At 52.3% G+C, this 12,860-nt stretch carries 10 protein-coding genes; 2 read left to right on the top strand and 8 right to left on the bottom strand.

Features of this window, described 5'->3' with window-relative positions; translation table 11 throughout:
- Nucleotides 1-81: 81 nt before the first annotated feature.
- Nucleotides 82-1,335: a serine hydroxymethyltransferase gene (gene glyA / locus J1781_RS16110; RefSeq protein WP_129955112.1), complete on the bottom strand. Its 1,254-nt coding sequence runs from the start codon at nucleotides 1,333-1,335 to the stop codon at nucleotides 82-84.
- Between the two features lie 328 nt (nucleotides 1,336-1,663).
- Here glyA and hmpA point away from each other — a divergent pair, with 328 nt between their 5' ends.
- Nucleotides 1,664-2,854: an NO-inducible flavohemoprotein gene (hmpA, locus tag J1781_RS16105; protein ID WP_129955111.1), complete on the top strand. Its 1,191-nt coding sequence runs from the start codon at nucleotides 1,664-1,666 to the stop codon at nucleotides 2,852-2,854.
- Nucleotides 2,855-2,918: 64 nt separating this feature from the next.
- Here hmpA and J1781_RS16100 read toward each other — a convergent pair whose 3' ends face one another.
- From J1781_RS16100 to J1781_RS16070, 7 genes are all read right to left on the bottom strand, one after another.
- Nucleotides 2,919-4,319 (bottom strand): cytochrome c, encoded by a 1,401-nt coding sequence (locus tag J1781_RS16100; RefSeq protein ID WP_129991677.1) that lies wholly within the window; start codon nucleotides 4,317-4,319, stop codon nucleotides 2,919-2,921.
- 10 nt (nucleotides 4,320-4,329) lie between these two features.
- On the bottom strand, nucleotides 4,330-5,931 hold the full coding sequence (locus tag J1781_RS16095; RefSeq protein ID WP_129955109.1) for a GMC family oxidoreductase: 1,602 nt from the start codon (nucleotides 5,929-5,931) through the stop codon (nucleotides 4,330-4,332).
- A gap of 26 nt (nucleotides 5,932-5,957) precedes the next feature.
- Entirely contained in the window at nucleotides 5,958-6,479 is a 522-nt protein-coding gene (locus J1781_RS16090; protein WP_129955108.1) for a sorbitol dehydrogenase family protein, read from the bottom strand.
- A 411-nt stretch (nucleotides 6,480-6,890) separates the two neighbouring features.
- The gene (glnB, locus tag J1781_RS16085; RefSeq protein ID WP_013574351.1) at nucleotides 6,891-7,229 is read right to left on the bottom strand and encodes a nitrogen regulatory protein P-II; all 339 of its coding nucleotides are present in this window, start codon (nucleotides 7,227-7,229) and stop codon (nucleotides 6,891-6,893) included.
- Nucleotides 7,230-7,383: 154 nt separating this feature from the next.
- Nucleotides 7,384-8,721: a two-component system response regulator GlrR gene (gene glrR / locus J1781_RS16080; RefSeq protein WP_129955107.1), complete on the bottom strand. Its 1,338-nt coding sequence runs from the start codon at nucleotides 8,719-8,721 to the stop codon at nucleotides 7,384-7,386.
- Complete coding sequence (gene qseG / locus J1781_RS16075; RefSeq protein WP_129955106.1) at nucleotides 8,718-9,473, bottom strand: two-component system QseEF-associated lipoprotein QseG; 756 nt, start codon at nucleotides 9,471-9,473, stop codon at nucleotides 8,718-8,720. The genes glrR and qseG overlap by 4 nt, the downstream gene beginning before the upstream one ends.
- Nucleotides 9,473-10,912 carry a sensor histidine kinase gene (locus tag J1781_RS16070; protein WP_129955105.1) on the bottom strand — a complete coding sequence of 480 codons (1,440 nt, stop codon included), beginning with the start codon at nucleotides 10,910-10,912 and terminating at the stop codon, nucleotides 9,473-9,475. The genes qseG and J1781_RS16070 overlap by 1 nt, the downstream gene beginning before the upstream one ends.
- Nucleotides 10,913-11,940: 1,028 nt before the next feature.
- Here J1781_RS16070 and J1781_RS16065 point away from each other — a divergent pair.
- Nucleotides 11,941-12,663, top strand: coding sequence for a hypothetical protein (locus J1781_RS16065; protein ID WP_129955104.1), 723 nt, complete (start codon nucleotides 11,941-11,943; stop codon nucleotides 12,661-12,663).
- The last annotated feature ends 197 nt before the right edge of the window (nucleotides 12,664-12,860 follow it).

Raw genomic sequence — 12,860 nt, 5'->3', positions numbered from 1 at the left:
CTGCCAGCTCACAAATTCTGATACATGCCCATAAAAAAACCCGCCGGAGCGGGTTTTCGCAGCTTAACGGCTTCGCAAATATTACGCGTAAACCGGGAAGCGTGCACAGATGTCGAGCACTTTCTGTTTAACGCGTTCGATGGTTGCTTCATCGTTCACGTTGTCCAGCACGTCACAGATCCAGCCAGCCAGTTCACGCGCTTCGGCTTCTTTGAAACCGCGACGGGTGACGGCTGGTGTACCGATACGCACACCGGAAGTCACAAACGGGCTCTTCGGATCGTTAGGCACGCTGTTTTTGTTCACAGTGATGTTAGCGCGGCCCAGTGCAGCATCCGCTTCTTTACCGGTCAGGTTTTTATCCACCAGATCCATCAGGAACAGATGGTTGTGTGTGCCGCCGGATACCACTTTGTAGCCGCGTTCCAGCACCACAGCCACCATGGCCTGTGCGTTTTTAGCCACCTGTTGTTGATAAGCTTTGAACTCAGGCTCCATCGCTTCTTTCAGTGCGACTGCTTTACCGGCAATCACGTGCATCAGCGGGCCGCCCTGGCCACCCGGGAAGACAGCGGAATTGAGTTTTTTATAGAACTCTTCGTCACCGCCTTTCGCCAGAATCAGACCGCCGCGTGGACCGGCCAGCGTTTTGTGCGTGGTGGTGGTCACGATATGTGCGTGAGGAACCGGGTTCGGGTAAACGCCTGCAGCAATCAGACCGGCAACGTGTGCCATGTCAACGAAGAAGTAAGCACCAACGCTGTCGGCGATTTCACGCATTTTTGCCCAGTCAACGATACCGGAGAATGCGGAGAAACCACCGATGATCATTTTTGGTTTATGCGCTTCGGCCTGACGTTTTACGTCTTCGTAATCGATATCGCCGCTTTCGTCGATGCCATAAGGCACCACGTTATACAGTTTGCCGGAAAGGTTAACCGGTGAACCGTGAGTCAGGTGACCACCATGGCCGAGGTTCATCCCCAGAATAGTGTCGCCCGGTTGCAGCAATGCGGTATACACCGCGAAATTTGCCTGTGAGCCGGAGTGCGGCTGAACGTTGGCGAAATCTGCACCGAACAATTCTTTTGCACGGTCGATGGCCAGTTGTTCTACGATGTCGACGTACTCACAGCCACCATAATAACGTTTGCCCGGATAGCCTTCGGCATATTTGTTGGTCAGTTGCGAACCCTGAGCCTGCATGACACGCGGGCTGGTATAGTTTTCTGACGCAATCAGCTCGATATGTTCTTCCTGACGAACAACTTCTTTTTCCATTGCTGCCCACAGCTCAGCATCATAATCGGCAATGTTCATTTCACGCTTTAACATCCGCATCTCCTGACTCAACAAACTAAAAAAAAGCCCCTTCCGGGTTCTGCGCCACAGTGTAAATGTTTAAGCGGCCTTCGGATAGGGTCAGTTTGAGGTTTTTAGGCAAACGATTGGCTCCAGATACAGCAAGGCTTTGATCTGCGAACCTCTGCCCATAATCAAGAGATATTTATTCACCCGGTCATGCACAAATTTCAGCTTTGTGACCCGACCCCTGCGGGGGAAAGCCCTTACCCCTTTAGGGGGGTTTACAGCAATAGTCGGTTTATATAACATGCATTTTAAATACATGTTATATAAAATTCTCACAGAGCCGGAGTTCACCATGCTTGATTCAGCCACTATCGCCACCGTTAAATCCACTATCCCTTTGCTCGCTGCGACTGGCCCGAAACTGACCGCACACTTCTATGACCGCATGTTCACACATAACCCCGAGCTGAAAGACATCTTTAATATGAGCAACCAGCGCAACGGCGATCAGCGTCAGGCGCTGTTCGATGCCATCTGCGCTTACGCCGCCAATATTGAAAACCTGGCGGCGCTGCTGCCTGCCGTGGAGCGCATCGCGCAGAAACACACCAGTTTTACCATTCAGCCTGAGCAATACAATATTGTCGGGACTCACCTGCTGGCAACGCTGGATGAAATGTTCAGTCCGGGCCAGGAAGTGCTGGATGCGTGGGGCAAAGCCTATGGCGTGCTGGCGGATGTGTTTATCAACCGTGAAGCTGAAATTTATCAGGACAGTGCAGAAAAAACCGGTGGCTGGCACGGTACGCGTGAATTCCGTATTGCCGAAAAACAACCGCAAAGTGAGCTCATTACCTCTTTCGTGCTGGAGCCTGTCGATGGTAAACCGGTGGCGGACTTCAAACCGGGGCAATATCTGGCGGTGTATATTCGTGATGCTTCACTGGAGAATCAGGAAATCCGTCAGTATTCTCTGACGCAGGCACCGAATGGCAAAAGCTACCGCATCGCGGTAAAACGCGAAGGGCAAGGTGCGGTGTCCAACTTCCTGCATAATTTCGCGCAACCGGGCGATATTATTCATCTCGCCGCCCCGCACGGTGATTTCTTTATGGACATCAGCGATATCACGCCGGTGGCGCTGATATCCGCCGGTGTCGGTCAGACGCCAATGTTAGGCATGCTCAACACACTGGCACAGCGCGGACACCCTGCCCCGGTTCAGTGGTTGCACGCCGCGGAAAACGGCGCGGTGCATGCGTTTGCCGGTGAAGTGAAAAACGCGCAGGAAAGCCTGCCGCAACTGGAACATCATGTCTGGTATAACCTGCCACAGGCTGATGATTTACCCGGAGAAGATTTCCAGTATCAGGGACTGATGGATCTGAGCAAAGTCAGCGGGTCACTGAGCACCCCGGACATGCATTTCTATCTGTGCGGACCGGTGGGCTTTATGCAGTTCGTCGCCAGACAACTGCTGGCGATGAACATCAGCGAAGCTAACATTCACTACGAATGTTTCGGCCCGCATAAAGTGATTTAATCCCTGCACGAAAAAAAAGGCTGACACAGAATGTCAGCCTTTATTATTGCTGCGTCAGCAGGTATTAAGGACGACGGCGACGCATAAAGAATAAAGCAATCAGCAGGATAACCACCAGCCCGGCAATGCCCATTCCCCAGTGCGCCAGTTCCAGCAGCGGCGAAGGTTTGCCGCCTGCACGCAATTCTTTCACCCGCTCCGGCGTAACTTTCGCCTGATCGTTGCCAAACTGCTGCAACAGCTGATTGCTCAGCGTAGCGACCTGCGTATCAGACAGTAAATGCTCAAAGGCCGGCATCGCGACATCTTTGTTTTCCGGCCCGCGCTGCACGCCATGTAAAATCGCCATCACCAGATTGTCGCTGTTCAGATGTCCCAGCGCAGTGTTATTCATCAGCGACGGCAGGCCACCGTCTTTGCTGCCACGCCCGTCGGGCTGATGGCAACTGGCACAATAACCGTCATACACCTGCCAGCCGGTCATTTTTCCGGCGTCAGCCGGACGCGGAACGCCACGCAGCGTATCGACATAATTCGCCGGTGATCCGAACTGATCGGCGGCTTTCGCCTGTCCTTCCTGACTGACCGGTGTGGTTTGTTTCAGCCAGACGGCTATCGCCTGCAAATCGCTGTCGCTCAGATGGCTCAGGCTGTGGTCAATCGCTTCAGCCATCGGCCCTGCCGCCTGCGCCTTGCCCGGTGCGTGACCCGTTTTCAGGTAACCGGCAATTTCATCCGTGCTCCAGTTGCCAATACCGCTGACCGCATCCGACGTAATGTTCGGTGCAAACCAGGTGCCCAGACTGCTGCCGCTCAGCGCTTTATCGCCCTGCTCTGCCATCAGCGCATTACGTGGCGTATGGCAAGTGCTGCAGTGTGCGAGTGCTTCGCCAAGATAGGCCCCCCGGTTGATCTGATCGCTTTTCGACGGATCGGCTTTAAACGCCCCTTTTTCGAGGAACAACAAGTTCCAGCCCGCCATCGACAGACGCACGTTGAACGGGAACGGCAATGCTGTCGGCGTTGATGGCACATCCACCGGTGACACACCCTGCATAAAATAGGCATACAACGCTTTCATATCGTCATCGCTGATTTTGGCATACGAGGTGTAGGGCATCGCCGGATACAGATTCGCGCCATCGCCGCGCACGCCGTCGCGCACTGCATGTTCAAACTGTTCCAGCGTGTAATTACCGATACCGTCTTTTTTAGAGGGTGTGATGTTGCTCGAATAAATGGTGCCCAGCGGCGTCGCCAGCCCGAGGCCGCCGGCAAACGGCTTGCCACCTTCGGTGGAATGGCATGCCACACAGTCTCCGGCTACGGCGATATATTCGCCTTTCCTGATCAGCGCATCCTGCTCCGGCGATAACGCGGCGTAAGCCGTGCCCGCAGTCAGGCTCAGGCCAAAGGCCAGCAACGCGCCCGTCAGACGTTTGTAAGTGAAACGGTTCAGAGTCATGTCAGTCAGCCTATAGCGCGGTTTTGGCAAGATGATCAGCGGTACGTAATGCCAGCGCAACAGCGGTCAGCGTGGAATTGACCGTGGCCGAGGTTGGCATCACGCCGGTACTGGTGATGAACAGATTTTCATGGTCATGGGTGCGGCCGAATGCATCTACCACAGAATCTTTCGGGTCATGACCCATGCTCATCGTGCCGGTGATGTGCTGGTTGTTGCCGTAAACGCCCGGCTTACTGAAGCGTAAGTTGGTGCCCCCCATCAGTCGGGCAATTTCGGTGTATTCCTTCACCGCACGCGCCATACCGCGATGCACATAATCATCCATGTGGTAAATCGCTGCCGGTTTCGGAATACCCAGTTTGTCTTTTTTATCGCTGAGAATGATGCGGTTATCGTAATTGGGCAGCTGTTCCATCACGTTTTTCAGACTGGTCTGGTGCGACGCCCGGCGACGAATTTCGTTATCCAGACTGATGCCGTAGACGCCTTCCGCCAGCAAATCCTGCGTGACCGACTGCACCTGGGAAGAGTTGGCGATATCGATACGGAACGAGGCGTAATCTTTACGGAAATCGCCGTCGCGCAGGCTGTTGATTGAAGCCGGGCTCATCGGCCCGCGCCCTGCCCACAACGGTTCTTCGGTTTCAAACGTCAGAGAATTACTCGGGTGATCCATCAGGTGACGCCCGACGGTGCCGGAACTGTTTGCCAGCCCGTCCGGATATTTATCACTGGCAGAAATCAGCAGCAGTTTCGGGCTTTCAATGCCGTTGGCTGCCAGAACGAAGTTTTTCGCCGTGACTTTATGCTCACCTTTATCCGGATCATAATAATGCGCGGCGACAATGCGGCCTTTTTCGTCATGTTCCAGACGGTAAACCACGGCGTTGGTAATAAGTTTTGCGCCCGCCGCCTCAGCAGCCTGCGCAGCGATGCCGCCGTGATATTGTGCGTCGATCGGGCAAATCGGCATGCAGTTATTGTTACCGCAACAGGCCGGACGTCCGTCATAGTTACGGCTGTTACGCGCGGTAGTGTTAACAATCACGTCATAACCGCCAGGTGCCAGTCGCTCACGAAAACGCTGTTGCAGCCAGGATTCGGCGACCGGTTCCATCGGGAAGGGCTGGTTGCGCGGTGAGCCGTTGTCAGGTGCACCGGAGACGCCCATTTTCACTTCAGCTTCGTAATAAAACGGTTCCAGTTCTTCGTATGACAACGGCCAGTCACGCCCGACACCGTACAGCGTGTTGATCTTCATATCGTTTGGCAGAACACGCCACGCCTGTGCCGCCCAGTGCCAGGTGGTGCCGCCCATAATACGGATATATTCCGCCGGGAACGGATACGGCCCCTGCTGTTGCAGATAATCATTATCTTCCGGTTTATACACCGGATGTGGCGACCAGTCGGAATACGGATACGGCGACATAAAGTCTTTTTTACGCGGCGAATTACGGAAGTTTTCAGTCAGCGTTCCGCGGTCAATGCGCGGGCCGGACTCCAGAATAATCACGGAGATACCTTGTTTTGCCAGACGCTGTGCGACCAGCGAGCCGCAGATCCCTGAGCCGATGACGACGACGTCAGCGGAAAGTTGTTCACTCATTGCTTAACCCTTTTGGAACGTTATTTTCAGACGGGCTGTTTTGCCCAGGTACCGTAAGCGCCGTAGGCATAGCTCGGCGGATTGAGGTGATCGCGAACCGCAACATTCATCAGCGCATTTTCATACGCCAGACAAACGGCCTGTTTACCCTCGCCGACCACACCGAGATACCACGCCTGAAGGATGCTGCGCGGCAGTTTCGCCAGCGCAGGCTGCTGTGCATCCAGCGTTTTTTGCAGATCAGCGGCGTCAATATGATTCGCCGTGATAAATCCCTGCAACGCCTGAACCTGTGCGGTGAAGTCCGGGTACAACTGCAACATCGTCTGGTAATAACGTTCAGAAAGGGCCGGATCTAACTGTTCGTGACCGGTCAGATACAGAGAAAGTTGGGTGAAATCCTGTTTTGCCTGAGACAAACCGGCAACCGGCGCGGCATAGACCGGGCTGAGCAGCAGCTTATTCATCAGCGGAACGGAAAGCGCCGCCAGTGCGCCCCCTAAAAATACGCGACGGGAAATACGTATGGGTTTTTCTTGTTGTGACATTGCAAAGCCTTTTGAATGGGCGTGAAAACCACGATCAACGGAGATCAATCCACACCAGTGTTGGTTGCCGGATACTTTCACCCTGAATTATTTTAGTGAGTGATTACAACGTACCTGACAAGTTTTTCTAACTGGTATAACAACAAGTGTGATTTTACTCTCACTTTTTCAACGAAGTCACAATAAAAACCCTTCAACCTTCACAAAAAACTAACAAATAGCATTTTTTGTGGTGATCGCCGAACAGGGTTTTTCCGTATACGGAACAAAAGCGGGTCATCGAAACAGAATAAACAGAGGGTTGGGTGTGATTTGGTTAAAGAGTGATTGGTATAACAAGATGGGATCAACAGGGATAGGAAAGGGAAAATACAGGGCGGGTAACCGGCAATTACCCGCCCTGATGAAACATTAAATCGCTTCTTCGTCCTGCTCCCCGGTACGGATACGGACCACTCGTGCCACATCAAACACGAAGATTTTACCGTCACCGATTTTACCGGTCTGCGCGGTCGTCATAATGGTTTCCACACAGGTATCCACGATATCATCTGCCACGACAATTTCGATTTTCACTTTCGGCAGGAAATCGACCATGTATTCCGCACCACGGTAGAGTTCGGTGTGACCTTTCTGACGGCCAAAGCCTTTCACTTCGGTCACAGTCATCCCGGTAATCCCGACTTCCGCTAATGCTTCACGGACATCGTCGAGTTTGAATGGCTTGATAATCGCATCAATCTTTTTCATGGCGGACCCTTATAATCATTCGTTTGCTCTCCGCCTTCCTGCGCGGCAGCATGGTTCACAATCTGGTTTCGGATGCCTGTGGCATGCGAAGGCGCTAAAGGTATCATAGTTCAGCGGCAGGAATGTACCTCAAGCCTCTGAAAGTAAATTCCCGTTACTCTTTAAAATCGGTCGCTTCTAACGCATGGCGGGAGAGCAACTTATAAAACTCGGTGCGGTTACGCCCGGCAATACGTGCCGCCTGCGTCACATTACCTTTGGTGATTTGTAATAGCTTACGCAGGTAGTTCAGTTCGAACTGATTCCGGGCATCGGCAAACGTTGGCAGTGCGGTGTTTTCTCCTTCCAGTGCCTGTTGCACCAGAGCTTCGCTGATCACCGGTGCAGAAGTCAGCGCCACGCATTGCTCGATAACATTCACTAACTGGCGCACATTGCCCGGCCAGCTGGCGACCATCAGCCGTTTGAGCGCGTCCGTAGAAAAACTGCGCACAAAAGGTTTATGCCTTTGCGCCGCGACACGCAGCAAATGATTGGCCAGCAGCGGAATGTCTTCTGATCTTTCACTCAGCGTTGGCAACTTCAGGCTGACGACGTTAAGGCGGTAAAACAGGTCTTCGCGAAACTCACCCTTCTCCATCGCTTTTGGCAAATCACGGTGTGTTGCAGAAATAATGCGTACATCCACATCAATATCCTGATTGCTGCCCAGCGGACGCACCTTACGCTCCTGCAGTACACGCAGTAATTTCACCTGCAGCGACAACGGCATATCGCCGATTTCATCAAGGAACAACGTGCCGCCGGTCGCCGCCTGGAACAGCCCCTCACGATGGCTCACCGCGCCGGTAAATGCGCCTTTAGCATGGCCAAATAACTCGGATTCCAGTAACTGTTCCGGTAAAGCGCCGCAGTTAATGGCGATAAAAGCTTTTTTGCCGCGCGGGCTGGCAGCGTGAATGGCCTGTGCCAGCACTTCTTTACCGGTGCCGCTTTGGCCGTTAATCAGCACACTGACATCAGACTGCGCCACCATATTGGCCTGTTCAAGCAGACGCAACATGATCGGGCTGCGGGTAACAATCGATTCGCGCCAGCTTTCATCAGCCGACGGACTGGACTGCGCCAGAGCTTCATCGATAGCCTTATACAGCGCATCGCGGTCAACCGGCTTGGTGAGGAATCCAAATACGCCCTGCTGGGTAGCGGCGACCGCATCGGGAATAGAGCCATGCGCGGTCAGAATGATCACCGGCATGCCTGGCTGGAATTTTTGGATTTCGGCGAACAGCGCCATGCCATCCATTTCATCCATGCGCAAATCGCTCAGCACCAGATCAATACGTTCGCGGTGCAGCACACGCAGCGCTTCAGCACCGCTTTCGGCGGTGGTGACACGAAAACCTTCGCTGGTCAGGCGCATGCCCAACAGTTTTAACAGGCTGGCATCGTCATCAACCAGCAATAAGCTGGCAGCTTTACGTATCGTCATTTTACGTTCTGATCCTTAGCGGGCGGCACGTAGGTTTCGGCAGGTTTGACCGCATTACCGGAAGCTGCCTTCACAGGCGTGCTGGTATCGTTATCCGGCAAATCGCCCTGACTCTGTTTGCGCGAGGAAAGCTGGCGCTCAATATCGGTCAGGTTTTCCAGCTTACGCCGCATATCCGTAAGATTATTTTCCAGCACCTGTTGTCCGGCGGTCAGCGTCTGAATTTTTTCTTCATTCAGCGCCTGCTGGCGGGCATTGCGGGCTTTTTCATCCCCCAGTACTACCTGCAGATTCTGCCGTTCACGCCATAACTGTACCAGCGGGCGAATCGAGCCCGGCATCTGGCCGCGGTACTCGCTGACTTTCGCCAGCAACGCGCGACGCTGCTGCTGATCGGGATCCGCACCGGAAAGCAGAATGCTTTGTTTAAACACCCTTTCCCACTGGGTTGCCGGGATCTGCTGCGCCTGATAACGCGCCTGCGCGTCACTCATCCGGTCAGCACAATCCATCGCCCGTAACCAGTACAGTGAATTAGTCATCGCGTCGCTGTCGTCCAGCGCCCAGAGCGTTTCACAAGGTGCAATACGAAAGTCGATCACTTTGCTGTCTGGCACGATCTGATCGGAAACTTGCTGATAATAATGGTTATTGCCGGAATGCGGCACGCAGCCTGCCAGCACCAGCGGTGCACCCACTAAGACCACCCGGCAGCGTAACAGCGCATACAAACCGCTTAAAAATTTGATCATTATTCATTCTTCTCAGCCGTCAGGGGCAATTCAATACGGAAACAAACGTCCGCATCCTCAACGGCAACCAGTTGCAGCTCTCCATGCATGCGACGAATGCAGTCCTGAGCAATACTCAACCCCAGACCGCTGCCTTTTACAGCCCCTTTTCTCTGCTGGCTACCCTGGTAAAAAGGTTCAAAAATCATCGCGCGCTCGGCCTGCGGGATCGGCATTCCGGTATTCGCCACCTCGATCATCACCCGTCCGTTTTCGTGCCGGCTGCGGACCCAAATAGTACCGGATTCAGCCCCGTAGTGCACCGCATTGGAATAGAGATTATCCAGCACCCGTCTCAGTAAAGTCGGTTCTGCCAGACACCGGGGCGCTTCGATCGTCACTTCACTGCGGATTTTTTTTGCGCGGGCAGGCAGGCTGTTAGCGGTCACAACGTCGTCCACCAACGCTTTAAGATCAACAACCACACTCAGCGTCGGTGCATCCGCCAGCTTGCGGTTGTAGTCGAGCAGTTGTTCAATCAGCGTTTGCAGGTGGCGGCTGCTGTTATTAAGAATAGCCACCACTTCTTTCTGATCCGGCGTCAGCCGCCCGGCCACTTCATCCGCCAGCAGCTCGGTGCCTTCACGCATACTGGCGAGCGGAGTTTTGAGTTCATGAGAAATATGTCGCAGAAATTCGTGGCGTTGTGACTCCAGCCAGGCAAGACGTTCACTCAGCCAGACGATACGCTGTACCAGCGAGCGGATCTCCCGCGGCCCTTTAAAGCGGGCCACATCCCCCAGATTGCGCCCTTCGCCCAGCCGGTTGATCATCCGCTCGACGCCTTTTACCGGCCCGATAATCATGCGGGTGAACAGCACCACCAATGCGCCACTGAGCAGAAAAAGCACCAGCGCCTGCCAGCCAAAAAACTGGCCGCGTTCGGCAATCGCACGCTGAAGTTGCTGTCCGCGCGAGAACACCACTTCCCGGGTTGCCTGAACCATCTCAGCATTAGTGCGTGAGAAATTTTCCAGTCGTGCAGAGGAGTCTTTATCCGGTGAGTTATTCAGACAGGTTGGTTGTGTCAGTTGTGTCAGCAAAGTGCGCAGCGTCTGGTAATAGCGCAGATCCGGCAGCACAGACGCATGCGCATCCAGCAACTGGGCATATTGTTTGTGCTGATTCTGATAAAGGCGGGAAAGCGTCGGATCGTCGAGGACACAATACTGGCGATAGCTGCGTTCCATTTCCAGCGCAATGCCGGACATCGATTCACTACGACGCGCATCACTGAGCGTGGTGCGGTTGATACGCGCCGCCTGCCGGCTGAGCTGATCCAGACTGTCATAAGCCTGATAAGCCAATACCAGTAACGGCAGCATCACCAGCAGGAAAGCCATTAAGACCAGCTGACGTAACGAACCGGGGAATAAACGTCTTCTTTTCAACGCATTCATCTCATTTACCACAGATAAAGTCATGCTAGCGGACAACGGTTTAAACAGCCAGTGTCGTCGGGGAGGTTAACAAGATGGGGAAACAGGAGAGACAGACGGCGAAGGGTTGGCCTGCTGAATATTCTTCAGAAAATTCAGCAGGCCGGAAAAGGTGGTGCCTCACTCAACGTGTCGTTCGATGCTTGATAACGTGCTTGCGCAACGATTATCGGTCGGGTGAACGATAGGCACCGTTTCTTTGGCGTCATTCGGACATTATGAGCATATCAACGCTTTCGCGTGAGCCAATCATAATCAGGTGAATGAGCAACTGCTGCAATCTAGCAGGATATGTGCCAACTTTAAAGGAAAATATTCAAGCGTATGAATTTTAATAATTTTTATTTTAATAATATTTCAAGCTTCCTCATAAGGCGCAATAATCCGTTGGAAAAACACCCAAGGTGTCGCTGAATCGCAACAGTATCCCACCGCGTAAACCGAATCGTTAATTATCAAACAGTTAAATGTCTCCAAATGGAGACAACCCAAAAGGCTATTGTCGCTATTTTTAGACACATCCTGTCAGGAGTTAATGCCGGCTTTTTTGCTCAGCAGCTTATCGCTGCACATCGCCGGGCCTGAGCCGGCCGGTAAGGCCTCCACACACCTGTCGGCTACGTCGGATGCCTGCCGTTGGGTACACTCAGCCGACAACCGGTGTAAAAACGAATAACCGGATCGCGTGGGGTTAAAAACTCACAACAGAGTGATTTCCTGTTAATTATCTTTACAGTTTCAAAGGATTATTATTTCTCAGGAGATGAATCTTCTAAAAACGCTTAATTTATGACATCCGGGATCATACAATTTTGTTTTACCCACAGGAAATAAGAACATCTAAAACACATCAGATAATACTGTCAAAACCATAGCAAAAACAAATAATTATTAACAATCCAATTATTTTTAATTATGTATTAAGCCATTCAAAAAGGATCACGTGTTATATTTCGGGGATAACCCTAAAAATAAACCACTGAGGCAGTATGTTTTCACATAAAAAGTCGGGAATTACATTTATTAAAAAACAGGATATTAAATATTTATCCGGGGACAGAGAAAAAATACTCAACAACTGGCGTTCCCTGCCAAAAAACTATGTTCTGATTCATGCCTTTGAAGGCGCGGAGAGTCCGTTTTGCCACCAACGCGCCGAATCTCTTTTAAGCAGTTGGGATATTATCAGCACCTCGCTGGTTGACTTAAAAGATATCCAACCCTTAAGCAAAACCAAGCGGTATACCGGAATGTATTGCGCCACTGCCTTAATTCTGGAAGTCCCGGTACAAAATATTCTGGGGACGCATCCGACTGACGTCTGGTTTCCTAATCACGTCGGGCGTAAAAATGGCTATGCCGGTGGCAGGATTATCGATGCTTCAGCCCTTAGTCGTGCGATATTCCGCGGAGAAGGTAAAGACGACTACCGGTGTGAAGGAGGATATCAACGACTGCTGACGCCTCAGACACTATTGTCAGAAGATAAGAAAAAACGCCATATTGAATCGCATAATGAAGTGCTCATTATCGGTCGCCCGGGAGTTAAGATATATGCCGGTCTGCCGGCAACACAAAGGATCCGGGTGCGCAAAATAGTGGTTGTCGAACATACAGAAAGTAACGATATGTATGATTATTGTGCGGAATCACCCGAAGCAGTCGCCGCTAAAGCGGCAGAAATCAACCAGTTAGAATACGAGATAATTTGAGTCAATATCGATAAGTATGGGGTATACCCTGATGTCGTCCCCTAACAATGACTCCCGGTTTTATAAAATACTGATTATTTCAGGATGAGTATCCGGCCCTTATTCAAACGAAATCCCGCTCTGCCGCCAGAACGCAGCTTCGCTGTTTAACGGCAGGGATATCAGCAAGTTGCACACCTTGCCGATCTAATAACGCA

Origin of the sequence: Rahnella perminowiae, from assembly GCF_019049695.1 — a bacterium.
Taxonomy (GTDB): domain Bacteria; phylum Pseudomonadota; class Gammaproteobacteria; order Enterobacterales; family Enterobacteriaceae; genus Rahnella; species Rahnella perminowiae.
This window is presented reverse-complemented; position numbering and strand designations above follow the sequence as displayed.